The sequence below is a fragment of the Bradyrhizobium erythrophlei genome (genome assembly GCF_042430365.1).
GTDB classification, from domain to species: Bacteria; Pseudomonadota; Alphaproteobacteria; order Rhizobiales; family Xanthobacteraceae; genus Bradyrhizobium; species Bradyrhizobium erythrophlei.
Map to the genome: position 1 here is coordinate 17,882 of NZ_JBHMET010000072.1, position 24,397 is coordinate 42,278.

General features: G+C 65.7%; 23 protein-coding genes. 8 read left to right on the forward strand and 15 right to left on the reverse strand.

Translation table 11 applies throughout. The annotated features are described in order from the left end of the window. Window positions 1-12 precede the first annotated feature (12 nt). Window positions 13-348: a hypothetical protein gene (locus ACFFWD_RS13235; RefSeq protein ID WP_376965671.1), complete on the forward strand. Its 336-nt coding sequence runs from the start codon at window positions 13-15 to the stop codon at window positions 346-348. 311 nt (window positions 349-659) lie between these two features. Beyond that, the gene (locus ACFFWD_RS13240) at window positions 660-2,621 is read left to right on the forward strand and encodes a putative bifunctional diguanylate cyclase/phosphodiesterase (protein ID WP_376965673.1); all 1,962 of its coding nucleotides are present in this window, start codon (window positions 660-662) and stop codon (window positions 2,619-2,621) included. 4 nt (window positions 2,622-2,625) lie between these two features. On the opposite strand, the gene ACFFWD_RS13245 is transcribed toward ACFFWD_RS13240, so the two are convergent. The 5 genes from ACFFWD_RS13245 to ACFFWD_RS13265 all read right to left on the reverse strand — a co-directional run bounded on the left by ACFFWD_RS13245 (window position 2,626) and on the right by ACFFWD_RS13265 (window position 10,100). After that, window positions 2,626-3,606, reverse strand: a complete 981-nt coding sequence (locus ACFFWD_RS13245; protein ID WP_376965675.1) for a PDR/VanB family oxidoreductase — start codon at window positions 3,604-3,606, stop codon at window positions 2,626-2,628. 12 nt (window positions 3,607-3,618) lie between these two features. Further along, window positions 3,619-4,374 (reverse strand): GntR family transcriptional regulator, encoded by a 756-nt coding sequence (locus ACFFWD_RS13250; protein ID WP_376965677.1) that lies wholly within the window; start codon window positions 4,372-4,374, stop codon window positions 3,619-3,621. Between the two features lie 3 nt (window positions 4,375-4,377). After that, window positions 4,378-5,427: an aromatic ring-hydroxylating dioxygenase subunit alpha gene (locus tag ACFFWD_RS13255; protein ID WP_376965679.1), complete on the reverse strand. Its 1,050-nt coding sequence runs from the start codon at window positions 5,425-5,427 to the stop codon at window positions 4,378-4,380. 102 nt (window positions 5,428-5,529) lie between these two features. Beyond that, window positions 5,530-8,760, reverse strand: a complete 3,231-nt coding sequence (locus ACFFWD_RS13260; protein ID WP_376965681.1) for a CHAT domain-containing tetratricopeptide repeat protein — start codon at window positions 8,758-8,760, stop codon at window positions 5,530-5,532. 83 nt (window positions 8,761-8,843) lie between these two features. After that, window positions 8,844-10,100, reverse strand: coding sequence for an acyl-CoA dehydrogenase family protein (locus ACFFWD_RS13265; protein ID WP_376965683.1), 1,257 nt, complete (start codon window positions 10,098-10,100; stop codon window positions 8,844-8,846). Between the two features lie 182 nt (window positions 10,101-10,282). On the opposite strand from ACFFWD_RS13265, the gene ACFFWD_RS13270 reads away from it, so the two are divergent. After that, the gene (locus tag ACFFWD_RS13270) at window positions 10,283-11,212 is read left to right on the forward strand and encodes an AraC-like ligand-binding domain-containing protein (RefSeq protein ID WP_376965685.1); all 930 of its coding nucleotides are present in this window, start codon (window positions 10,283-10,285) and stop codon (window positions 11,210-11,212) included. Between the two features lie 39 nt (window positions 11,213-11,251). Here the strand turns inward: ACFFWD_RS13270 and ACFFWD_RS13275 are convergent, their stop codons facing one another. The 4 genes from ACFFWD_RS13275 to ACFFWD_RS13290 form a co-directional block, all read right to left on the reverse strand. Then, window positions 11,252-12,205, reverse strand: a complete 954-nt coding sequence (locus ACFFWD_RS13275) for a DUF2778 domain-containing protein (protein ID WP_376965687.1) — start codon at window positions 12,203-12,205, stop codon at window positions 11,252-11,254. Window positions 12,206-12,456: 251 nt separating this feature from the next. Next, entirely contained in the window at window positions 12,457-14,838 is a 2,382-nt protein-coding gene (locus ACFFWD_RS13280) for a putative bifunctional diguanylate cyclase/phosphodiesterase (RefSeq protein ID WP_376965689.1), read from the reverse strand. A gap of 161 nt (window positions 14,839-14,999) precedes the next feature. After that, window positions 15,000-15,410 carry a DOPA 4,5-dioxygenase family protein gene (locus ACFFWD_RS13285; RefSeq protein WP_376965691.1) on the reverse strand — a complete coding sequence of 137 codons (411 nt, stop codon included), beginning with the start codon at window positions 15,408-15,410 and terminating at the stop codon, window positions 15,000-15,002. 32 nt (window positions 15,411-15,442) lie between these two features. Then, a complete protein-coding gene (locus ACFFWD_RS13290) occupies window positions 15,443-16,066 on the reverse strand; it encodes a TetR/AcrR family transcriptional regulator (RefSeq protein WP_376965693.1) in 624 nt (207 codons plus the stop codon). Window positions 16,067-16,173: 107 nt separating this feature from the next. Between ACFFWD_RS13290 and ACFFWD_RS13295 the strand changes: the two genes are divergently transcribed. Genes ACFFWD_RS13295 through ACFFWD_RS13305 form a run of 3 tightly spaced genes read left to right on the forward strand, consistent with a single transcriptional unit; the run spans window position 16,174 to window position 17,895 of the window. Further along, window positions 16,174-16,644 (forward strand): ester cyclase, encoded by a 471-nt coding sequence (locus ACFFWD_RS13295; RefSeq protein ID WP_376965695.1) that lies wholly within the window; start codon window positions 16,174-16,176, stop codon window positions 16,642-16,644. 32 nt (window positions 16,645-16,676) lie between these two features. Further along, entirely contained in the window at window positions 16,677-17,168 is a 492-nt protein-coding gene (locus ACFFWD_RS13300) for a DUF3237 domain-containing protein (RefSeq protein ID WP_376965697.1), read from the forward strand. Further along, a complete protein-coding gene (locus ACFFWD_RS13305; protein ID WP_376965699.1) occupies window positions 17,161-17,895 on the forward strand; it encodes an aquaporin in 735 nt (244 codons plus the stop codon). The genes ACFFWD_RS13300 and ACFFWD_RS13305 overlap by 8 nt, the downstream gene beginning before the upstream one ends. Here ACFFWD_RS13305 and ACFFWD_RS13310 read toward each other — a convergent pair. Beyond that, complete coding sequence (locus tag ACFFWD_RS13310) at window positions 17,873-18,493, reverse strand: class I SAM-dependent methyltransferase (protein ID WP_376965701.1); 621 nt, start codon at window positions 18,491-18,493, stop codon at window positions 17,873-17,875. The two genes, ACFFWD_RS13305 and ACFFWD_RS13310, sit on opposite strands and share 23 nt — an antisense overlap. A gap of 191 nt (window positions 18,494-18,684) precedes the next feature. Here ACFFWD_RS13310 and ACFFWD_RS13315 point away from each other — a divergent pair, with 191 nt between their 5' ends. Beyond that, window positions 18,685-19,401 (forward strand): hypothetical protein, encoded by a 717-nt coding sequence (locus ACFFWD_RS13315; protein ID WP_376965703.1) that lies wholly within the window; start codon window positions 18,685-18,687, stop codon window positions 19,399-19,401. A 28-nt stretch (window positions 19,402-19,429) separates the two neighbouring features. Here ACFFWD_RS13315 and ACFFWD_RS13320 read toward each other — a convergent pair whose 3' ends face one another. Together ACFFWD_RS13320 and ACFFWD_RS13325 are read right to left on the reverse strand one after the other, a co-directional pair. Next, entirely contained in the window at window positions 19,430-19,738 is a 309-nt protein-coding gene (locus tag ACFFWD_RS13320; protein WP_376965705.1) for a PilZ domain-containing protein, read from the reverse strand. A 13-nt stretch (window positions 19,739-19,751) separates the two neighbouring features. Continuing rightward, complete coding sequence (locus ACFFWD_RS13325) at window positions 19,752-20,405, reverse strand: PilZ domain-containing protein (protein WP_376965707.1); 654 nt, start codon at window positions 20,403-20,405, stop codon at window positions 19,752-19,754. Window positions 20,406-20,888: 483 nt separating this feature from the next. On the opposite strand from ACFFWD_RS13325, the gene ACFFWD_RS13330 reads away from it, so the two are divergent. Then, window positions 20,889-21,701, forward strand: coding sequence for an enoyl-CoA hydratase (locus tag ACFFWD_RS13330; RefSeq protein WP_376965709.1), 813 nt, complete (start codon window positions 20,889-20,891; stop codon window positions 21,699-21,701). Between the two features lie 17 nt (window positions 21,702-21,718). Here ACFFWD_RS13330 and ACFFWD_RS13335 read toward each other — a convergent pair whose 3' ends face one another. The 3 genes from ACFFWD_RS13335 to ACFFWD_RS13345 form a co-directional block, all read right to left on the reverse strand. After that, window positions 21,719-22,501: an SDR family NAD(P)-dependent oxidoreductase gene (locus ACFFWD_RS13335; RefSeq protein ID WP_376965711.1), complete on the reverse strand. Its 783-nt coding sequence runs from the start codon at window positions 22,499-22,501 to the stop codon at window positions 21,719-21,721. Window positions 22,502-22,595: 94 nt separating this feature from the next. Then, window positions 22,596-23,513 (reverse strand): DUF1932 domain-containing protein, encoded by a 918-nt coding sequence (locus tag ACFFWD_RS13340; protein ID WP_376965766.1) that lies wholly within the window; start codon window positions 23,511-23,513, stop codon window positions 22,596-22,598. A gap of 5 nt (window positions 23,514-23,518) precedes the next feature. After that, window positions 23,519-24,388 carry a substrate-binding domain-containing protein gene (locus ACFFWD_RS13345; protein ID WP_376965713.1) on the reverse strand — a complete coding sequence of 290 codons (870 nt, stop codon included), beginning with the start codon at window positions 24,386-24,388 and terminating at the stop codon, window positions 23,519-23,521. Window positions 24,389-24,397: the final 9 nt, after the last annotated feature.

The following is a 24,397-nucleotide window of genomic DNA, read 5'->3' on the forward strand; positions in this document are numbered from 1 at the left end:
CAAAGCGCAGTCTTGAAAAGGCTGGCGCCCTGCGCTCAGGTTCTGGAGCAGTTGCCTGACAAGCATATTGAGCTGATCGACGTTCGCGGCGACCGCAAAGACGTAGCGGCCGGGCCTGACGATGACTCGCGACGGCGTTTTGTCGCATCCGTCTTCGAACAGATGGTCGCGCTCGACGACCGTCAGAACGCCGTCGCGATGGATGCTCTCCCCTGCGTCGCGATGACGATGCATTCGGTGGCAGCGGCGGGATCGAGCTCGCCGATGATTCTTGCCGAACTCCCCGGCGCTCACGACGACGGCGCGGACATGCAGCTGTCGAGCAGCGCGTCGGTCCTCCTGGTTTGACCACCGCCGAACTCATCAGGCCGACCGCGCAAATTCATCGCGAAAACGTGACCGGCCTTCAAGCCCGCGTGATCCGCACGTCCGCAACCAGTGGTTGGAACGACACAAATCGTGCGGAACAGCCATCCGCATCTCGATCCTTCGAAATGACTGTCGCGCCTTTGTATCGATTTGTTAGCGATGCTGCCGCGTGGAATTGGATGTGTGATGTCCCGACGGACATGTCGCTTAAATAATTCATACATTGTCAAAGGTTTGCAGAGAGTTTTCCACCGCCAAGGCCAGCGGTTGGGCCAACCGTGCAGGGTCGAATGCGAATGTACTTGAGTTCCTATTTCAAGCAGCTCTTTGCCGGTGATCTCGCAGCCTTTGGCGGACCGCAGGTTGATGAGTCCCTTGCCGGACAGATCCGCGCCGAGCAGATGTCGCTCGTGCTCGGCTATTCGGCCGGCATCATGGTGGCCAATGCCTGCAACGCCATCGTGCTTGCCGCCGCGCTATGGCATTCGCCCGATCGGATCACCGCGCTGGTATGGGCAACCGCGGTGGTTTCGGCCGCGCTCGCGTTCGGATTTCAGGCTCACTCGGCGCGGCGGATCACAAAACCCCAGTTCGTTTCGCGCAACACCATGTACCGCCTGGTGCGCAACGCGCTCCTGCTCGGGAGCGCCTGGGGCGTCGTCCCGGTGGCCTTCTTCAACAATGCCTCAAGCGGCGCGCAGCTGGTCATCACCTGTCTGTGCGCGGGCATGCTCGCCGGCGGCGCATTGGCGTTCGCCACGATCCCGGTGGCGGCGATCGCGTTCACCACCCCGATCTTCCTCGGCACCGCAATTTGTCTCGGCCGCAACGGCGATTTCGTCTACCTGCTGGTGGCAATCCTGGTCGTCGTCTACGGCGCGGTGCTGTTGCGCGCCGTGTTCGTCAACGCCTTCGCGTTCACGCGGCGCGTCATCGCGCAGCTTGAGGCTGAAAAGTCCGTCCGGCAGGATCCGCTGACGCATCTGCCGAACCGCTTCGCGTTCAACGAATCCCTCGCCGACGCCCTGAAGCGGCTGACGCATTCCGGCGAGGAGTTCGCGGTGCTTCTGCTCGACCTCGATCGCTTCAAGGACATCAACGATCGGTTCGGCCACCCGGCCGGCGACGAATTCCTGGTTCAGGTCGCCGCGCGGCTGCAGCGTTGCACGCGCGCGGCCGAACATGTCGCCCGCATCGGCGGCGACGAGTTCGGGCTGATCATGGCCAACCTCGCCCGGGCGGAAGACGCATTCGAGATCGCCGAGCGCTTCGTTGGGGCCTTTGCCGATCCGTTCCTGATCGACGGCTGCGAAGTCGCCGGTGCTACGAGCGTCGGGATCGTGCTGGCGCCGCGCGACGGCACCACGTCGCATGACCTGCTCAAGCACGTCGACATCGCGCTTTATCGCGCCAAGAAGGCCGGCCCGGGCACCATCTGCTTCTTCGAGGCCAGCGACGACAGGTCGGCCCGGCACCGCCGCGCGCTGCAACGCGACCTGGAGCTTGCCATCGAACGCGATGAGCTGTTCCTCGTCTACCAGCCGTTCCTCGACATCGACGAGAACCGGATCACCGGCTTCGAGGCGCTGCTGCGCTGGCGGCATCCCGTGCGAGGATTGATTCCGCCGAGCGAGTTCATTCCGATCGCCGAGGAGACCGGACTGATCCACCAGATTGGCGAGTGGGTGATCCGCCGCGCCTGCGCGACGCTTTCGACCTGGCCCGGCAACGTCAGAATGGCCGTGAACTTCTCCGCGGCGCAATTCCACAATGCCGGCATCCTGCAGACCATCGTGCAGGCGCTCGCGGACGCCGGCGTTTCACCGGACCGGCTCGAGATCGAGATCACCGAGTCAATGCTGATCTCGAAATATGGGCCGGCGTCGTCGATCCTGAACTCGCTGCTGCAGCTCGGCGTGACGGTCGCGCTCGACGATTTCGGCACCGGCTTCTCGTCGCTGACCTACCTGCGCAAACTGCCGTTCAGCCGGATCAAGATCGATCAGTCCTTTATCCGGGACATGCTGACACAACCGGACTGCGCCGCGATCGTGAAATCGGTCATCGGCCTCGCCCAGGACCTGCGCATCAGCGTGGTGGCAGAGGGCGTCGAGACGACGGATCAGCTCGATTATCTGCGCCAGACCAATTGCGACGAAGTCCAGGGTTACCTGATCGGCCGGCCAGTCCCGGCCGAGCAGGCGGTAACCCTGCTTGACCCTGAAAGGCCCCGCTCAACGCACGCGGCCTGACTGGCTAAAGCGCGTCGGCGCGGTGCAGCGTGTCCACCGTGACGGTGCCGCGGGCCCGCGAGACGCAGGCGCAGATCTTGCGGTTGTCCCGTTTCTGGTGGTCGCTGAAGAAGACGTCGCGATGGTCGATCTCGCCGTCGACATCGACGATATCGAGGGCGCAGACGCCGCATTCGCCGCGGCGGCAGTCGCTCATCACCTCGTGGCCGGCCTCGTTGAGCACGTCGAGCAACGAGCGGTCGCGCGGGATCACCAGTTCGACGCCCTCATCCTTCAGCCGCACCCGGAACGCTTCCGTCGGCAACCGGCCGCTCGACCCGAAGGTCTCGTAGCGCAAATCGGTCATCGGCCGGCCGGCCGCCTCCCAGGCATGGCGCGCTGCATCCAGCATCCGCATCGGACCGCAGAACAGCGTCATGACCTGTTGCGGCAAAGCTGCGAACATCCGATGGAAATCGAGCCGTCGGCCCTCATCGCCGGCATGGACGACCAGGCGATCGCCAAGCAGGGCCCATAGCGTATCCAGATAGGCCGCGTCATTGCGCGAGCGCACCGCGTAATGCAGCGTGACATCAGCACCGCGACGGGCGAGCGCCTGGGCGGCACCGACGATCGGCGTGATGCCGATGCCGCCCGCGACCAGGCAGAAATGCCGCCGCGTCCAGTCGATCTGGAGCAGCGAGGTCGGCAGCGTGATGGTGATCCGCGCCCCTGACGCCAGCGACCACATGTAGCGCGAACCGCCGCGGCTGTCCGGCGCGCGGCGGACGGCGATCCGGTAGCCATGCGGATCGGCCTCGCCGACCAGCGAATAGCAGCGCGTCTGCGGCTGACCGTCGACGGTGACGCCGACCTCGATATGGCTGCCGACCGGATAGGCGGCGCCGCCGCCATGGTCCGGGCGCAGCAGGAATTCGCGGATGCCGGGCGTCAGGTCGCGTGTCGCGACCACGGTTGCCGGGGTCCAGGTTTCGACAAATCGCATCGCGGCCTCCGCCTAATCGGTCGCGGCCGACCTGATCAGCGCCAGTGCCGGCAACAGATCGAGACGGGTGCGGTTGCGCAGCGCGAGCCGCAGATTGCGCGCGGCGAGGCGGGCATGCTCGCGCATGACGGCTTCCGCCCGCGCCCCTTCGCGGTTCTCGATCGCATCGACCACGATGCGGTGATGATCCTGCGCGATCAAAAGGATCTGGTGCGCCTCAGGCAACGCCGACTGCGCCATCACAAAGCCGCTCGGCGAGGCGAACGGCAGCGCCGAGGCGCGATCGATCTGCCGGATCAGCGGCGGGCTGCGCGACAGTTCGGTGAGCAGCGCGTGGAAGCGCGCATTCAGCGCGACATAGGACGAGAACGCCTCCACCGAGATCGGGTCCTGCCGCACCAGGCCATCGATCTCGTTCAAGCACTCCTTCAACGGTTCGAGATCGCGCGACGACACGCCGCGCTCGGCGGCAAAGCGCGCGGCCAGCCCTTCCAGCGTGCCGCGCAGCTCGATCGAATCGAGGATGTCGCGCTCGGAAAATGCCTTGACCATGAAGCCGCCGGACGGGATCGCCTCCAGGAGCCCCTCCTCCTCGAGCCGCACCAGCGCCATCCGCACCGGCGTGCGCGATACGCCGGTGGTTTCGACCGCCTGCAGTTCGGAGATGCGTTCGCCGGGACGCAAGCCGCCCGACAGGATCAGGTCACGCAGCGCGAGCTGCGCCCGCACGGTCTGCGACACGGCGCGGTCGACCTCGCGTTCGGCCATGATCTACTCCGCGGCCTGCAGATGCGGCGGCGGATTCTCCTTCGCCACCATGCGGTCGATCACCCGCCGCGCCCACATCGCACCGGCATCTATGTTGAGGTTGTAGAACACGCGGTCCGGATTCTCGTCCATCGCGCGCTGCTGCGCCTCGAGGATGATCTCGTCCTCATGGAAGATGCCGGCGACGCCCTCGCGAATCTCGGTGGTCAGCCGCTGCTCGGTGATGCGGTGATTGCGGACGAAGGCCCAGAAATAATGGCAGGTCTTCTCGGTCTCTGGCGTAATGGTGTTGAGCACATAGCCGTTGACGCCCTGCGAGCGGTCGCCCTCCGGCGCGCCGGTGCCGGCCGGCGCCACGCCGACGTCGATATTGACGGTGCACGGCGCCTCGAAGCGGATGATCTGCCAGCGATCGACGGGACCGGGCTTGCCCAACTGCTTGGCCCAGAACGGCGGCGGCTCGATGCCCTGCATCCAGCGCGTTACGGTTACCGTCTTCTCACCATGGGTGACGTCGAACGGCGCCTCGGCGACTGCGTCATTGCCGATGCTGGAGCCGTGCACGAAGGTCTCGTGGGTCAGGTCCATCAGATTGTCGACCACAAGGCGATAGTCGCATTTGACGTGGATGGTCTTGCCGTCGCCGGCCCAGGCCGGATCGTGGTTCCAGTGCATGTCCGGCACCAGCGCCGGATCGGCAAGCGCCGGATCGCCCATCCAAAGCCAGACGAAGCGGTGACGTTCGACCACGGGATAGGCGCGCACGCAGGCTGACGGATTGATCGTCTCCTGCGACGGCATGAAGGTGCAGCGGCCCTGCGCATTGTATTTCAGGCCGTGATAGCCGCAGACCACGGTGTCGCCGTCGAGCCGTCCCTTGGAGAGCGGCACCAGGCGATGCCAGCAGGCATCCTCCAGCGCAACGACCTCGCCGTCGCCCTTCCGATACATCACGACGTGCTTGCCGCAGATCGTGCGCGGCAGCAGCGCGTGCTTGATCTCGGTGTCCCAGCCAGCTGCATACCAGGCGTTCATGGGGAAGGGTTTTGGCATCAGATCCCATATGTATATGTTATGTATACACTAGTGTTAGATACAGCTCAGATCAAGCCGATTCTTAGCCTCAAAAGGCAATTTCAGTATACATTCATGTCGCTAGCCGCCCTCGCCTACCAGCACAAACGGGGCCCACACTGACGGCTCGGCATTCCGGGGGTCGGAGGGATCGGCGATCAAGGCCAGCATCGACCGGCGGAAGGCCTCGGCGCGGCCGATCTCGGGATGCCTGGCCAATTCGGAAAAGGTGCCGGTCGTGAGCTTCACGGCTGCCTCCGAATCGACCGGCCAATGCGAGACCAGCAGCGCCCGTACACCTGCGTAGAAGAAGGCACGCGCGAGCCCGGACAATCCTTCGGCGCCCGGCCTGTCACCCGCCGCCGTGTTGCATGCCGACAGCACCGCCCAGTCTGCGTCCAGCGTCAGCCGGGCGACGCGGCTTGAGGTCAAGAGCCCGTCATCGTCGGCAGTCGGATGGGCCGGCAGCGTCAGCACCAGCGCCGGCTCGCTCAGGCCTCGCACTTCCCCGGCCACGAGGCCGTGGGTCGCGAAATCGATCACGCGGTACTGGTCGAGCGGCGCTCGTCTCACATTGGTCACGGTCGCGTCGGCGCCCAGATGCACATCGCTCTCGGGAGCACCGAGCTGCCGCGCCACCGCGAGCAACTCGCCCGCGGTTTCCGGCAATGGCGCAAGGCCCTTGCGCAGCGCGTCGATGTCGACCGTCGTCCCCGTGTAGTAGGTCGAATATGGTTCGACATCGCGCGACCCCCTCGTCTTTCCGCCGTCGAGCTGCAGCACCGGATTGCCGAAGCCGATGAACGGCTTGCCGGCGCGGGATCGCCTTGCATAGACCCGCAAGGCGCGGAGGCTGCTCATCGACGGCAGCACGTCGATCGCCTTGTCGCGGATCAGCCACGCCGCGGACTTGTACCGATCGGCCTCGGTCAGAGCAGGATCCGGCGCGCGGGTGACGAGAACCTGGAACGGCAGGCTGGTCAGCGCACCCGCCGGTACGATCAGCAGCTTCGGTTTGGCCGCGATTAAATCCGCGATCGGAGCGAACAGCGCCGTGTAGAGCTCATGCGACACATTGAGATCGAACGGCGTCGCGACGGCCTCGGTAGCGCCGCTGAACAGGCCCTTACGCAGGCTCGCGACGCGGTCGGACAGCCCCTGCGCGCGCAGCGGGATTTCGTGCACGGCGACGGCTTCGCGGGTCGCGGCGAAAACAAAGCTTCGGTCGTTCATCGCAACGAACTGGAGTGCGGCCTCGTCAGGACCGAGCAGGGCCTGCGCCTGCGCAAACGACAGCGGCGCCGGATTTGACAGTTCCGCATAGGCGGGAAATTCACGCGCAATCCGCGCGGATATCTCCTCCAGCGACGTCCGGACGCGCGTCTCTTCGGCTCGCAGGCGCGCGATCAGGTCATCGTTTCGCTTGCCGTCGGGGGCGCCAAGCTCGGCGGTGATGCGCCTGTCGAGACTGTCGAGCGAAGCTTTCAAATCCTGCTGCCGCCGCACAGCTGCGGCGATCTCGTCATTGCCCGCGGCAAACCGCGCCGACATCTGCGTGACGGCGGCAGCCGCCACGGTTTCGCGAAGCCGCTGCGCCGAGGCGAATGCCTCGCTCTTCAGGCTATCGTCGGGCCGGCCGTCAGCGAGCTGCCAGACAGCGCGGATCAGGCGGCTGTCGAGATCGGCGAGGAGCCGGCCCGCCTCGCCGGTGTTGGGGCGGCCTGCAAGGCGTACTGAAGCCTGCCGCAAGGTCGCAAGCGCGTCCGACCATCTGGATTCACCGGCCGACACATCGGCCAGATTGATCAGGATCGCTGATGTCGTCAGGTGATCTGCACCAAGCCTGGATTGGGCGATGGCGCGTGCGCGCTCGAGCGAGCCGCGTGCGTTCGGATAGTTCTGCGTCTGCAGGGCCAGAAGCGCCTGGTTGCGCAAAGTCGGAATCATATTCGGGTGCCCGCTCCCGAACTGCCGTTCCTGGATCGCAAGCGCACGGGCAAAACTCTGCCCGGCGGCGTCGAACTGACCCGCATCGAGCTGCTGCCGTCCGATCGCGCCGAGCGTGTCAGCCACAAAGCTGCTGTCGCTGCCGAACTTCGCGGAAAAGATCCGGAGCGCGCGTTCGAACAACGGCGTGGCGTCAGCGGCGCGCCCCATGTCCCTGTAGCTGTTCGCGATCGCGATCAGGCTGCGCGCGACACCGGGGCTGTCGGGGCCTGCGATCTTCTCCTCGATCGCGAGGACGCGCTGCTGCAACGCCAGTGCCTCCGCCGTCCGGCCCTGGTCGGCGTAATTGTTGGCGAGGTTGTTCAGCGCGTAGACAACGGCCGGATGGTTCGGCCCGAAGGTCTTTTCGCGCGCGACCAACGTCTGATTGAACAGCGCCTCGGCCTCGGCGTAGCGCGACTGCTTGTTAAGGACGTTGGCGAGGTTGCCGAGCATCGAGGCCACGTTCGGATCGGTCTCGCCCGATCTGGCGCGACCGAGTACATAGGCCTTGCGCAGCGTCGCTTCCGCCTCAGGGAGACGACCGGCGTCGTTATAGAGATTGCCGAGGTCGTTTACGATCTTCAGGTAGTTGGGCGCATTCGGCGCTTGCGCCCCATAGGCCTGCTCGAGCGTGCCAAGCGCCTGCTTTAGCAACCGCTCGCCGTCGTCGAACCGGCCCTCGAGGCCATAGAGGTCGCCGAGGTCATCCAGCGCGATCGCAATGTCGGGCGGCGAGACGTCCGGCGTCTTCTGCCTGATCGCGAGCGCGCGTTCGAAATAGTCCTGCGCTTCACGATAATTCTCCTGTTCGCGGGCGATCGCCCCCATCGAGACGATCGCGCCGGCAAGCCGTGGGTCGTCGGGGCCGAAAGCGGACGTGCCGATCGCCAGCGCCTGCCTGGCGACCGCGAGCGCGTCGCCGCGGCGCTCCAGGATGATTAGACAGTCGATCAGGATGTTCGAGGTGCGCAGGATCGAGGCGGCGTCATGGTGGCGCAGCTTGATCGCAAGCGCCGCGTTCAGCCGGTCGGCGGCTTCCTTGTAGCGGCCGAGATTGTTGAGGAACACGCCCTCATTGTGCAGGACGCCCGCATAATTCATGTTGTCGGTGCCCTGCTGGCGCCGGACCAACTCCTCGAGGCGCTGCGCGATCTTGAGCGCGTCCTCATAGCGGCCGCTGTCGCCGGCCTGCGACATCTGCACCGCCAGCGTATCGATCGCGCTCGCCGCCTGCGCCGGCGGCTGACAGGCGCATGCAAGGGCGCCGATCAGCGCAGCAACGAAGATCGTACGGCGAGAACGGCGGTGGCTGTCGTCAATCATCGCGACCTCGCAAGAGGCCGCCATGTTGCGCAGACGTGACCGGCGATGGGAAGGAAAAACAGCCGCCCGCCGCCTGGCGCGGCTCACGCCGCGCCAGATGCCGTTAGCGGATCGTAGGCCGGGCTCTTCAGGAGCGTGTGCAATTGCCGGCGGCGCACGCCCATATTGCCGCCGTCGAACAGCGGATAGGCCATCGCATCCTGCAACAGGCCGGCGAGCGGAGATTGGTGGTCGTAACTTTCGATACCGACCACACGCATCAGGTCGGTGATCACCTTCACCGCGGTCTCCGAGCCGAAGACCTTGGCGTGCAGCGCGAGTTCGAACGCGCTGGGCGCGTTGCTGTCCATGGCGTGACAGGCCTTCCAGCTCAGATAGCGCGCCGCCTCGATCGCCATCTTGGCGTCCGCCAGCGCGTAGCCAACCGCCTGATGCTCGATGATCGGCACCGCCCCGCCGCGATGTTCGGTACGAGCAAAGTTCAGCGCATAGTCGAAAGCGGCGCGCATCAGCGCGACGCCGAACACGCCGACCAGCGCGGCCGTGCCGGCAAAGCTCATCTCCACCAGTTCGAGCCCGCCGCCGACGCGGCCGAGCACGTTGTCCCTGGGTACGCGGACCTGCTCGAGCCGGAAGCGCGGCGTCAGATGGGCACGATGGCCCATCAGATCGGCGGCGCGTTCGAGCACGATACCCTTGATGCCATCGGCGGACCGCGGCACCGCGATCACCGAGATCGCGCTGTCCGGCGCAGCAGTGGGATCGGTGCGGCAGACCACGCAGATGACGTCGGCACCGTTGCCGTCCCAGCCGGTCGCGCTCGACACCCATTGCTTGGCGCCGGTGATGACCCATTCGTCGCCGTCGAGCCGCGCCGCTGTCCGCAGCCCCGTTCCCGGCACCGGCGAGGCAAAGTTGGCGCTCCCACCGGGCTCGCTGAAGGCGAAGGCGGCGAGCGGCGTGCCGGCGCGCTCGAGGAACGGCGCTATCAAGGTCTTCTGCTGCGCCGGCGAGCCCGCAAGCATGACCGGCATCAGACCGAGCAGCGAACCGAACAGCGTCAGCGAGACGTTGACGTCGACGGCCTGAAACTCTTCTGCGACCACGGCCATGTCGAGCACGCCGGTGCCCTCGCCGCCGAGCGGCGCGGGAATCATCCGGCGCAGGAAGCCGGCCTTGACCACCTGTTCATAGAACGGCCGGGTGGCCGCAAAGCGCTCCGCGGGTGTGGCGAGATGGCGGGTTGCCTCGGCGACGCCGGACAGCACCGTCCGCGCGAAGCTCCGGGCGGACATCTGCAGCTCGCGTTGCTCTGCGGTCAGGGTGAAATCGATCGGCATGAGCCTTTCCTCCAGCGGGTCGAATGACCGACGGTGCGGCATCAGCTCACGCAAGTCATTGACGCCGGGTCCACGCCGATTTGGCAAAATGTCCGCCTGACGGGCACGGCAATTGATTGTAAGCTCGCCCAAGCATCCTGGCAGGTAAACTCCGGCACGCGAACATGGGCGCTTCCTGGAACATGCAAGACGTCGCACCGGCCGACCGCTTTGCCTATTGGCGCGAAGCGGTGCTGCGGACCTATCTCCCGCTCGAACCCGAGAAGATCACGCCTGACGATTTCGACGGCGCCATCACCAGCATCGGCAGCGCCGCGCTGCCGTTGTCGCGCGTGCAGTCCGTTCCGAATGCCGTCCACCGCACGCGAAAGGGAATCGGCAGCTTCCAGGACGGGTCGTTCTTCGCCAACCTGCAGATAGCAGGCGATGCCGTGGTCGAGCAGTATGGGCAGAAGACGCTGGCGCGGCCCGGCGACATCGTCCTGCTCGACACCAACGAACCCTTCGCGATGCGCTTCGAGCAGGGCTGCGACCTGATCTGCGCCTCCATTCCCGGCGCGCGGCTGCGGCGGCATCTGCAGCAGATGCCGGGCCGGCCGCCGAACGTCATCGCCGGCCGCGGCGCAGGCCGGCTCGCGTCCGCCTATCTCGGCGCGCTGCGGGACATCCCCGACGATTTTGCGCTGGTCGACGACCTCGCTGCGAACCAGCTCGAAGGCCTCTTGATCCGGGCGACCGCAATCGGCGTGCCGGCGGCCGGACCGGTTTCACCGCGCGAGGTGCTGCTGCGGCAAATCCAGTCGTTCATTCTGGACGAGCTTCACAACCCGCAGCTCTCGGCGAAATATATCTGCCGGCATCTGAAGATCTCGCGCAGCCATCTGTTTGCGGTGCTCGCCGATGCCGGAACGACTCTCGCGGCGCATGTCCGCGACGCGCGGCTCCGCCACAGCCTCAACCAGCTCCGCGACGCGCGGTTTGCCGATCTTCCAATCGGTGAGATCGCGCTGCGTGCCGGATTCAGGAGCCACGAGAGTTTTGCCCGCGCGTTCCGCCGCGCCTATGGCGCACCGCCCGGCGCTTTTCGCGCCGGAGGCGACGAGACATCCTGAAGGTTGGCGGGCTTGAGGCGCCGGCAGCGCCGGGATGACTTACGAGTTCGACGCGGCGCGCGTCGATGCCGACTGGACATCCTGGATGCTGACCACCACGGCGATGCGCTTGACCGTGCCGCTGCGGTAGGCCTGCAGGAACTTATCGTAGTGCTTGACCGAGATGCAGCCGTTGGAGTCGCCGTTCGGGCCGAGCATGTAGCTGTGAACGAGCAGGCCAACGCGGCCGAACGTGTCGCTGCCGTCGACCGGGGTCATCCGCAGCGCGGGCACGCCGTGGAACAGCTTTTCGCGCGGCTTCATGTCGTAGATGCCGGGCGGCGTCGCGCCGGCGTTGCGGGTCTTCACATGCGCCGGGTCGTCCAGCAAGCTGCCGAGGCCGGAATGCGCCTCGAACTTGGTGCCGTCGGGCATGTACACGATGCGCGCGGTGATGTCGTAGACCGCCGTGGTGCTGTCATAGCCGAGCGCGCCGAGATTGGGGCTCGGGCCGGACAGCAACCCGTCGTTCGGATCGAGCGAGGCCAATTGCAGCTTCGCCGGCATCATATCGGCGAGCTTCTGCAGGAAGCTCCGGTTGTCGGCCTGTTGCACCGGCGGCGGCGGTGGGGGCTGATCATTCCGGGCGAGCAGGTTGGCTTCAGTCGGACGGGATCGCGGCATTGGCACCGCGGCCACCGCGGCGGCTGCGGCCGGCGGGGTTGGCAGATCGGTCTGGGACTCGCGCAACTGGCCGGACAGCGCGTCCTCGATATGACCGAACTCGGATTTGAAATCGCCGCGGTCGGAACGGAGGCCGCGGCGCAACGGATAGTAAAGCGACGCCGAGCTGAGGGTGGAGCGCGAGCCGAAGCGATCGTCGAATGTCAGTGAGGCGGTGGTGTTCGCCAGCGCCGGTCCGTGCAGCCAAGCGACCGGGTCGACGCCGACCATCCAGGCGGCGAGGCCAGACGACAGGGCAAGCGCACCAACGGCGAATGCCGTGCTGCCCACCAAGGAAATGCCGCGGCTTGACCGTTGCCCGGCAGCTTTTGTCGTTCGAAGACCCATCCATCCCCGTCGGTGCTTTGGAGCCTTCGCGGGCCCCATGGAGATTCACCGATTACTCATCATATCAGGGAATTAGAGTAAGGCATATTCGAGACCACGGGGCCGCTGGCCCTTTTTTGGTGCCAAAAGCCCGAAAGTGGCGGGAATTGAGGCCAAAAAGGCCGAAAACCGTCCCGTTCCGGGACGCCGGGGGGTCAGGCGATCTTTTCCTCCCGTACCGTCAAGACCGGCATCGGCTTTCCGATCGCATAGCCCTGGACGTAATCCACCCCGATCTGGCGCAGCTCGTCGAGGATGGCGATGCTTTCGACGAACTCGGCGACCACCTGCTTCTGCATGATCTTCGCGGTCTTGGTAATCATCTCGACCATCGCACGATCGACCTTGCTGTTCAGGATCTCCTTCACGAACGAGCCGTCGATCTTGATGAAGTCGACCGGCAGGTGCTTCAGATAGGCAATCGACGACATGCCGGTGCCGAAATCGTCGAGCGAGAAGCTGCAGCCGATCTCGCGTAGGCGCGCGATGAACTTCTGCGCCTCATCCAGATTGGAGATCGCGCTGGTCTCGGTGATCTCGAAGCAGACCAGCGTCGGCGGCACGTCATATTCCGTGAACAGTCCGGCGACGAAGTGGACGAACTCGTGGTCCCCGATGGTCGCACCGGAGAGATTGATCGCGTAGCCCGCGATCTTGCGCAGGCTGTGCTTGCGCTCGGCGATGATCTCGAAGGCGCGGCGAACCACCCAGCGGTCGATCAGCGGCATCAACCCATAGCGTTCGGCGGCGGGCAGGAAGCTGCCGGGCGGCACCAGGCCGCCGCTCTCGTCGCGCAGGCGCAGCAACAGTTCGCGGCGCTCCTGGCCCTTCAGCGCGCTGTTGACCGGGCGAATTTCCTGTTCGTAGAGGCAGAAGCGGTCCTCATCCAGTCCCTTGCGGATGCGATTGACCCAGCTCATCTCGGCGACGCGCAGCGTCATGTCGGTATCCGACGGACGGTGCTCCTGGACGCGGTTGCGCCCCTTGTCCTTGGCAAGGAAGCAGGCGACGTCGGCAAGCCGCAGCGCGTCCTGCACGCCCGCACAGTCGTCCAGCTTGACGAGGCCGATGCTCGCGCTGATCCTGAAACTCGATCCTTCGTGGATGAAGTTCGACTGTTCGACCACGGCGCGGATCCGCTCCGCGACGTCGGAAGCCATCTCGTCCCCGCCAGCGCTGCGCTCGCGCAGCAGAATGCCGAACTCGTCACCGCCGAGGCGTGCGACCAGCCCGCTGCTGCCGACCTCGGTCGACAGCAACTTCGCGACGTGCCGCAGCAGGCGGTCGCCGGCCATGTGGCCGCAGGTGTCGTTGACGATCTTGAACTGGTCGAGATCGATCAGCATCAGGTGGCCACCGGCGGTCGACAGCCCGGACATCGCCTTGTGGAGCTCGAACTCGAACTGACGGCGGTTGGCAAGCGCGGTGAGCGCGTCATGGGAGGCAGCCCATGCCAGCTCTTCAAGCAGGCGCCGCTCCGCCGTCATGTCATGGATGATCATGACGCGGCCGGCCCACTGGCCGACATGCGTGATCGGGGTCTCGACCACAGAGACCGGCACGGTGGTGTGATCTGACCGGACCAATAGCCGCTGCCGCGCCCGCTCCTGATCGTCGACCTCAGCGCTCCCGAACGGCCCCTGCACCGGCTGTTCCGCGATGCTGAACAGCGACGCGATCGGCTGATCGGCTACGTTATGCCCGGCTGCGATCAGCCGCTGCGCCGCCGGATTCATGTAGCTGACGCGGTCGTCCGGCGTCGTCACGATCACTGCGTCGCCGATCGAGGCGAGCGTGAGCTGCGCGCGCTCCTTCTCTTCCGCGAGCGCCGTCTCGGCAAACCAGCGCCGTTGCAGCATCCGCCGCGTATGGAACAGCACGATGCCGGCAAGGCACGCCCCGATGAAGGCATTGACGAACAGGAGCAGCGCGGAGACCTCACGAGAGGCGCGCCCCAATTGATCGGAGAAGTCGACGGCCAGCGTGCTCAGGGCCGCATCGACGGTACCGATCCGCTCGACCCAGTGCCGGATCGTCGTCGCGGACGGATCGTGCAGCGCGATATCGCCCTCTGCCTCGTTGCGGAGCTGAATGAGCCTGTCGAGCAGCGCATCGGAACTCCGCCACGCGGTCACCGCCTCCGCCACGTGCTTCATGCCGCGGAAATATTTGAACAGCCAGATCAGGCCGCCGATGTCGGCGTCGTCATTGCCGGCCCTGGCAAACCCGGCCCGTGCGGCGGCGTCGTTGTCGCCGGGCGATTCAAGCGCGATCCGCGCGGCGCGATCGGCCAGCGGCACCGCGATCGCAGCGTCGAATTTGCGCAAGCTTTCCGCCGCGCCGGTCGAGACATAGATCTGGAGATAGTGGATGGCGTCCTTCTGGCCCTTGGACCAGATGCTCTCGCCCGCCACATAGGCGCGCACCGCGGACATCACCTGTAGGCTGCCGGCCGCCAAACTGGCCTGCAGCAGCACGATCGCGATCAGCGGGCCAACCACCCGCCAGAGCGACCTGCTCCGAAACGAAAAGAACATCGCAATGCGCCCGAGAGAAAAAATATCGGGCAAAAGCGTAGGAACGCCGGCTTAACCCCGCGTTGCAAAATGCGATGAGTTTGAAGCAACTTGGTTGCAGAGGAATTGGCTACAAATTTAGCCATTCCGGTGCCGCCCTGCGGGGCCCGGCGCCGCGGATCTCAAGGACGCAGGGTCGGTGTCGTGTTCGGCGCCGGCGCGTGCTCCATCTCCGCCTCCTCCGGGAGCTTGTCGCCATGGACGGCGAGCGGCGTGCCGATCCAGAGCGGATCGGCAAGATGGTCCCGGCGCGGGTTCGTGGTGTTGGGGTGAACCAGCACGCTGAGGCTGCCATGATTGAGCATCAGCCACGGCACCAATTGCGGAAACAGCTCGGCCGCAAACGCGACCTGATACATCGCCTGATCGTGCGGACCGACCTTGACGTCATGCCAGCGCCCGAGGGTGACGGAAAAACGCTCGCCGATCCAGTTGCGCAGGCGCTCCGCCTCGCCGCGGCTGCTTGCGGGGTCGTAATAGACGTGGGCGTGGTAGCTCGCGATCTCGCCGATCGTCCGTGGCGCATCCGTCATGTCGTCACCTCCTCCGCGCGTTGCCGCCGCCTCTACTTCTGGCGCAGGTTGGCGAGCAGGCCGTCGAACAGCTTGTGCGCATTCCTGCGCAACTTCTTCGCGTCGTCGGCGTCGGGCAGCATGATCGCCACCTTGCAGATCATGGCGTCGAGCAGACGCGTCAGCAGGCCCATGTCGTCAAAGGCGATCTCGCCGTCGCGCTTCAGCGCGTTCAGTGTCGCGCCGAGCAGCGCCATCGGGTGCGCTTCCTCGATCTCCTGGAAACGCTCGCCGCCGAGGATCGCCGGTGCCTCCTGGATCACGATGCGCGCGTAGGCCGGCTCGAGGCAGACGTCCAGATAGGCATCGATGCCGGCCGTCAGGCGATCCCAGATCTTCCGTTGCGCCTTCGCGCGCTGCTGGATCGTGTCGGCCGCTTCGATCTGCATCGCGACCACGACGGCGTCGAACAGCGCCTTCTTGTCCTCGAAGTGATGATAGAACGCGCCCCGCGTCACCCGCGCCGCCCGCGAAATCGCCTCCATGCTCGCGGCCTGGTAGCCCTCCCGCGCAAAAATCTCCCGTCCCGCCGACAGCAAGGCCTGACGGGTGGCTTCGCTGTTCTCGTCGCGGCGACTTCGCTCGATTCCGGTTCGTTCGGCTTCATCCTGGCGCATGCGCGCAACATAGACGTTGACCGCATGTGATACGAGCAGTATATATCATACACGATGTATGTTAGATACATTATGAACGAATGCTCCCCTGAACGAACGAGAAACCCATGACCACAGATCAGATGTTCGCGCTGGCGCAAGCGCTCGCGGCCGCCAAAAGCCGCCGGGACATTCCCTCCGCAATGAAGCTGTTTCACCCGGACATGCTGCTCGAGACGCCTGCTTTCGGGACACAGGCGCGCGGCCTTGCCGAGAACGAAAAGATACTGGTGCGGTTCTTCGGGTCATTTCCCGATTACGACGTCACCCTCGACGGATACGCCGGTAACGGCGAGGCGCTGCTCTGCTGGGGTACGGCTCGCATGACCATGACCGGCGACCGGTTCGGCGTCACGCCGAACGGCCGGCGCGCCGAATTGCCCGTCATGATCCGGTTTACGTTCAAGGATCATCTGATCGCCGGCGAGCGCTTCGTCTTCGACCTCTCGGAGCTCTGCGCGCAATCCGGCGTCTCGACCGACGCCGTGCGCGACAAGCTGTTCCCACAAGCCTCCACCGCGCTTGTCGCGGCGGAATGACGGCCCCCAATCTCCCAGTCAGGACACGACCGATGAAAGACCCACGCGTAAAATCCTTCGGCCCGATCACCACGGCGCATCTCTTCGACATCGTGATCGATCTCGAGCCCCGCCTCGAGATCGGCGAAGGCCCGCTCGGCCGGCGTATCCTGTTCGGCGCGGCCGGCGGCACGTTCGAGGGACCGAAGCTGCATGGCGAGGTGCTGGCCGGCGGCGGCGACTGGGCGCTGTTCCGCCCCGACGGCGCGATGGCGCTGGACGTGCGGCTCACCCTGAGGACGCATGACGGTGCGCTGGTGCAGATGACGTATGGCGGCCGCTGGATCACGCCGCCCGAGCTGCGCGCCGATATCGCCGACCCGGTCCGGCGCTACCAGGTCGACCCCAACAGCTATTATTTCCGCACTAATCCGCTGTTCGAGACCGGCGCCAAACAATATGCCTGGCTCAACGACATCGTCTGCGTCGGGATGGGTTATCTGGTCGAAGGCGGCATCGCCTACAAGGTCGCGCAGGTTGTCTGACGCGATCGCGCCGCCGGCCACGGCACCTGCCACGGACCGCACGGCCTCGCTCGCACGCAACAGCGTCGCCGAAGCGATCGGAACCGGCTTCCTGCTGATGGCGGTCGTCGGCTCAGGCATCCTGGGCGAGCGGCTCGCGGGTGGAAACACCGCGATTGCGCTGCTCGCCAATGCGCTGTCGACCGCCGCGACGCTGTTCGCGCTGATCGAGTGGATCGCGCCGCTGTCGGGCGCGCACCTCAATCCGCTGGTGACGCTCATCCTGTTGTTTCGCGGCGACACCGGAAGGCGCGAGGCAATCGCCTATGTCACGGCGCAGTTCGCCGGCGCCGTGATCGGTGTCACGGTCGCGAACGCGATGTTCGACGCTCCGCTGCTGGCGCTGTCGTCCCACGCGCGCAGCGGCTTCTCCCAATGCTTAAGCGAATTCGTCGCCACGTTCGGCCTGATCGGCATCGTGTGGGTGTGCACGCGGCTGCGCCCATCGTCGCTCTCGGGCATCGTGGCAGCCTATATCGGCGGCGCGTTCTGGTTCACCGCAACCGACTTCGCAAATCCGGCCGTCACGCTGGCGCGCGCCTTCACCGACACGTTTGCCGGCATCCGGCTGCTCGACGTGCCCGGCTTCCTGTTCGCCGAAGCCGCGGGCGCCACCGCCGCGATCATGTTGTTCCGATGGCTGGTACCCGCAGCAAGTCAGCAGGTCACGTCCGCCGCAGCACGCTGAACTGGAACGATTGCGTCGAGCCCCAGGGCGTGACGTGCCGGTGCTGCTCATGCGCAATCAGCTCGAACGCTGCGCCGATCGTTTGGGCGAGCGTTGCCGGATCATATCGCTGCACCGGCAGGCCGCTGCATTTCTCCGGACCGTCGAGCGCGAAGGTACCGATGATGGCGTGACCGCCCGCCTTGACGCCGCGGCGCAGCCGATCGAGATAGGCCGCACGGTCGCGTTCCTCGACCAGGAAGTGAAACGCGGCGCGATCGTGCCAGATGTCAAAGGGCTCGGGCGGCTGCCAGACCGTGGCGTCATCGGCGATCCAATGCACGTTGTTGCCCGCGGTGCCGAGCCGCTCGCTTGCGGTCCGCAGCGCGGCCTCGGACAGGTCGAGCACCGTCAAGGCATCGAAGCCGTGCTGCAGCAGCGCATCGACGAGCCGCGACGCGCCGCCGCCGATGTCGATGATCGAGGCGTGGGGGCCTGCCGCGACGCTTTCGATCAGGCGCAACGACGGTTGCGGATCGGCCTGCGGCCAGCTCACCTCCTGCTCGCCCTTGCTCAGGTAGACGTTTTGCCAATGCGACTGGCGGTCGGAGACGGTCATGGTGCTATGGCCCGGCAGACAGCGGACGCGGAGCGGCCCGCAAATTCAGCGATGCCCTTGACCTAGTCGCGGCGCCAGCCACCGTCAACCGGACGCCGTGCGGCGGCCCGCTCCGACCGCCGCAAATGCGGCAGTTGATTTGCCGGATTTTCCAACTAGCGTAAGGACAGGTTGAGATCGGGGCGCCCCGCATGGCCACATTCGGCTGGACACGCGTCAAGAAGCCTGCAGCCGCGGAGGACGCCGACTTCGGTTTCGGCGGCCTCACCGAACCCTTGGCCATGCTCGAGGCCCTCGACAAGGCGGTGACGCGCTATCTCGATCTGGTCGACAACGGCAGGTGGGTCTATCCGGCCTGCAAGCGCAAGGCCACCGATACCCGAGGCGACGTCCGTGCGATCTGGCAGCACACGCGGCTCGAAGCCATGCGCTATGTCGCGCTGGTGCCGCGGCGGGATACGGCGCTCCTGATCGATCCGGCGCGTCAGGCAGACATGATCGACGCCTTCCTGCGCCAGCGCCCGCATGAAGACACCATCATCGATTTCACGGGCACGGCGATCGATGATTATGGAATCGCGATCTACGCGGCGCTGAACTGGCTGAACCATTGCGGAAGCATCTCGGGCGCCGATCCGCAGAAATTCTCAGGCACCTTGCGCAGCTTCCGCAAGGTCATGGTGGTCGCGCGCCAATGGTGGGCGATCGACGGCGCCGCGGACCGATGCAGGCAGATGCTGCAGGCGCGCGAGAGGCCGCCGCTGGTCTTCTTCCTGCTTTGGGCCGAGTGCACGAACCGCGCCAAGGAGATCGCGCTGGCGGCAGCGTACGGGTCGGCGGCACGGGACGACGGCGCGGCGCGCGTGCAGGCGGCGCTGGACCCGGACGAGCTGAGGCTCAAGGGCTAGGTTCCCGACGAGCATATCGGAAAGCGGGCTAGGGCCGCGGCTCCTGCCGCGGCTGTTTTGTCGTCTTCTTGCCGCGCTTCAGGAAGGTGACACCGATCTGGTCGCCATTGACCCAGGCGAGCATGCAGCGACGGTAGGCAAGCCCCTTCGACGAGAGCAGCAGGAAGAACTCCTTCAGATGCAGGCCTTCGATCGAGGCGCCGACCATCAGCATCGCGCCGTTCTCGGAGACGTCGTCCATGGTGCATTCGCGGCGCCACGTGCCGTCGATCGCCATCATTTGCGCGGGTATCGGGTGCTCGAACCTGATGCGCGAAGTCAATCGTCGCTCGGTCATCGTTACCTGCCCGTCATTCGACGGCCTCGGCATCGGCATTCGCCGGCTGCGGCTCCCTCCCCTTGCGCGCAATCAGCCGCAACAGGTCGGACTGCCGGTAGTTCTCGACGAACCTGATCGCGAATCCATTCGGAAGATACCGGACCACGCGCCCGATACAGGCGCCGATCGCAAGCGGCATGCCGACGGGCGGCTGCACCTCGGCAGACACCGCCGCCCCCGACAGCGATACGTCGATGATGAAGCAGCTCAGCGTGGAGCCGTCCGCCAGCGTCAGCACGGTGTGCGGCGCCGTTGGAATGAAGCGTGGATTGTTGCGCGCCTCGAGGATGCTCGGATCCTTTTGCTTTTTCTCGATCCATGTCAGCTTGTCGGCGAACCGCTCGCGCATCGCGCGCGTCATCTCGAGCTCGAACAGGAAGCTGCCGTTCATGGTGTCGGTGATGCAGCCTTCGAACTTGCCGAACTCCTCGAAATACGAGGTCAGCCGGTCCCCGATCTTGCCGACCACCGGAACGTCCACGATCATCCGGAACGGCGAGACGCGCGTGGTTCGGCAGGCGAAGGTGCGCAATCGCCCCTGCGGGTCGTACCAGTTGGGCAATGTGTAGTTGCCGTCGACGCTGATCTTGACCGCGCGCTGCTTGAGAAACCTTTCCACAGACACGACAAAACCCTCGCGTGGCGCGATGTGAATGCACAGGGATCGGGGTCGACTGACTTTCCTAGCCGGCCTGGCGGATCAGGCCGTCCGTACCGACGCGATTGCAGGCAGCGAAGGCCTCAATGCGCGCCCCCACGCGTCGCAGGGTGCGATCTGGCGCGCAGGCAGTACGGTTGTACCGTCGAATTCCTAACGAAAGCTGAACCCGGACGGAGGCGGGCCGCGGATGCTAGCGTCCAACCATTGCTCACAGGTTTATTTTTCATACCGCACAACTACGGGGAGAGTGCATATATTGCGCCGATGGCAGCGCATCGCGGGCAGACCCGCCATCGCGCCGCGCGGGATGACTCGCGCCCGGTTTCCGATAGAATTCCCGATCATCACGCCGGCGGCGAACATCAAGCAACAAGAGCGGTCAGGGAGCTCGGATGGTGAACCGCCATGGCTCCTTGCTCGACTCCCGAAATCAGATTGGATCAAGGCATGCCCAACCACCCGCAAAAATCGCTCGCCGACGGCAAGATCCTGCAAGACGTGATCGATGGTGTCGGCGTCATCACCTTCAACAATCCGGACAAGCGCAACGCGATGTCGCTGGAGATGTGGGAGGGCTTTGGCCAGGCATTGACGGAATTGCGCGACGATCCCGATGTCCGCGTGGTCATCCTGGTCGGCGCCGGCGACAAGGCGTTCGTGTCGGGCGCCGATATCAGCCAGTTCGAGAAGACCAGGCACAACGCCGAAGCATCAGAAGAATATTCCCGACGCAGCGCGGCCCAGCGCGCCCTGCTCGCCGACTATCCGAAGCCGACGATTGCCTGCATCCGCGGCTTCTGCCTCGGCGGCGGCATGCAGGTGGCGATGCTCGCCGACATCCGCATCTCCGGCGCAAGCGGCCAGTTCGGCATCCCTGCCGCCAAGCTCGGGATTGCCTATGGCTATGACGGCTTGCGCAACCTCGTCTCGCTGGTCGGCCCGTCATGGGCGCGGCTGATCATGTACACGGGCATGCGGATCGATTCCGCCGAGGCCTTGCGGATCGGCCTGGTCGATCGCGTGCTGCAAGACGCCGAATTGTGGGACGCGACCATGGAGATCGCGCGCACAATCTCCGGCAACGCGCCGCTCGCGATCAAGGCCGCAAAGATCACCATTGCCCAGGTGCTGAAGGACCCCGCCGACCGCGACATGGCCGCGATCAAGCAGATCGGCATCGACTGCATGGACAGCGACGACTTTCGCGAGGGCCGCCGCGCCTTCATGGACAAGCGCAAGCCGCAGTTCAAGGGACGCTAGCGATCCGATCGCCTCGCCTACTTCTGCTCGCTGACCGGAACGGTGTAGTTCAGGATCAGCCGGCCGCCGTCCGGATAGATGGTCTGGCCGGTGATGTAGGACGCGTCATCGCTGGCGAGGAACGCCACCACGGAGGCGACCTCGCTCGGCTCGCCGCAGCGGCCTGCCGGGGTCCGCGACAGCACGCTGCGCCGCGCGTCTTCGGAGGAGAAGATCGCGGTCGCCACCATCTCGGTGAGGATGGTTCCCGGCCCGACCGCGACGACACGGATGCGATGCGGCGCCAGCGCGACCGCGGCCACCGAGGTGAGCTGCTTCATCGCGCCCTTGGACATGGCGTAGGTCGCAAGCGACGGGATCGCGAGCAGCGCGTTGACCGAGGACATGTTGACGACGACCCCGCCGCCGCCCTGCGCGATCATCTGTTTCGCCGCCGCTTGCACGCCGAAGAACGCGCCCTTCAGGTTGATCGCCATGACGTCGTCGAACTCGGCCTCGGTGATCTCGAGGAAGTCGCGGTTGCGGGCGACGCCGGCATTGTTGACCATGACGTCGAGCCGGCCGAACTCCTTGACGGCGGAAGCGACCAGCCGGTCGACATCGGCCCGCTTGCTGACGTCGGCCTCGACGGTGCGCAGGTGACCCGGATGGCCAAGCTCGCCTGCGGTCTTGGCCAATGCGCTGCCATCGACATCGGAGATGACGACCTTGGCGCCATCGGCGAGGAAGCGCTCCGCGCAGGCCTTGCCGATGCCGCGCGCCGCTCCCGTGATGACGACCACCTTGCCGGAAAATTTCATGACAATGCCTCCACGATGACCTGTGCCAAGAGCAATAGCGCATCACGCGGCGGCAGGAAACGCGGCGGATTCGCCGCGCGCGAGCCGCATGTCCTCAGGACCTGATCCGCGCCAGGATCCGGTCCGCCTCCAGGCGCCAATCCGCGCTGCGGGCGAAGTCCGGCGTTCCCTTGACGCCGAAGATGCCTTCATCGGCAAGATCGGCAATCCACGCCTGCCGTTCGGCCGTGCCTGACGCGGACCACGGTGCGAGCCCGGCCTCGCGCACGGTCTCGGCCACCTCGCGCACCTCCTCGGCCCGCCGTCGGCCGTGCTCGATGACGCGCTGGAAGAAATAGGCTCCCTGCTTCTCCCAGTTGATGCCGGGAAAGGTTTCCGCAAGCGACGCCAGCACCGCATCCTCGACGCCATAGGCGCGCGCGGTCGTGAAGCTCTCGATCACCATGGCCTCCAGGCCCTTGATCATAATGCTGCGGCACATCTTCACCGCCGACGACACGCCGAGCTCGTCGCTCGCGACTTGAGCGGCGAAGCCGAGTGTCGTCAGCAGCGGCGCCAGCTCCCGTGCGCCCTTGCCGCCGAGCAAGAGCGGCACCTTGATCCGGTAGGGCGGCACCGACGTCATGACGGCACCTTCGACATAACGGCCGCCGGCACTGTCGATAGTCGCTGCGGCGCGCTGCTTGGCGCCGGGCGACGCCGAGTTGACATCCAGGAACCACGCGTCCCTCCTGATCGCGGCTGCGGCGGCCTGCGCAACCGGCACCGCCTGACTCGCCGTGACGGCCGAAATGACGAAGTCGGCGCGCGCCGCGAGGTCGGCATGCGATGCGTCCAGTTCGACCCCGCGCCCCGCTGCGTGCGCGCGCAGCGGCGCCGCCTGATCGCCGTCGAGCTTGATGTCGTAGGCGCAGACCGCGATGCCCTGCTTGCGCAAGTCTTCCGCGAGGATACGGCCGACCTCGCCATAGCCGAGCAGGCCAACCTGCCATCGCCTTGGATCGTTCGTGATCGTCATCAGGTCAGATCCCGCGTTAACTCGTCAAACAGCTCGTCGACCGCAAAGCGCCGTGGGATCAGCGCCTGCTGGACGCAGTATTCGATGATCAGCTCCAGCGGCTTCCGGTTGGCTTCGATGCCGAACGGAACGAGGTCCGGTGAGCGGGGCGGACCCGCGCCGATCTTGCCGCGCTTCAAGAGATCATAGAGGCCCCGCACCACATCGGGCCGCGATTTTGCAAGCTGCTCTGTCACCACGACCAAGTGATTGACGGGAACCACGCCATGCCTCCGGTACCACCGCTCCGCCTCCGCGGCGGGATCGGCAAACAGCGGCTTCAGCGCGGGATCATTGGAGGTCTCGCCCAGCACGGCGTCGAGCTCGCCGTCCTTCAGCATCTGGATGATGGTCTTGTCTTTCGGCGCACGCTCGGTCCTGTCGACATATTCAGCAACGTGCGGATCCTCGAAGGTGACCCAGTCGATCCGGTCGAGGTCGACGCCATGGTCGTTGGCGAGGATGCCGCGGATCCACGCGCCGGTCGTGGTCGTAAAGGAGCGGATGCCGACCCGCTTGCCTTCGAGATCGGCGGGCGCGAGCGTGGCGCCGTCGGCGCGACAGAGCGCATGGCCGTGTTGGAAGCGGCCGAGCATCGCGGCCGGCAGCAGCACCAGCGGCTTGCCGTGCGCCTTGGCCATCAGATAGGTGACGACAGCCATCTCGCAGACGTCGAAGGCCTGCTCTCGCACCATCGGCTTGAACGCGGCGTTGGTCGGCGCGAACTCGACGAATTCAAGTTCGAACAGATCCGACCGCAGCTCGCCGGCCTTCACCGCCCGAACGTGCGGGTGATTGCCGAGCACGGTGCGAAGGCGGAGCTTTTCCATATCCGCGCA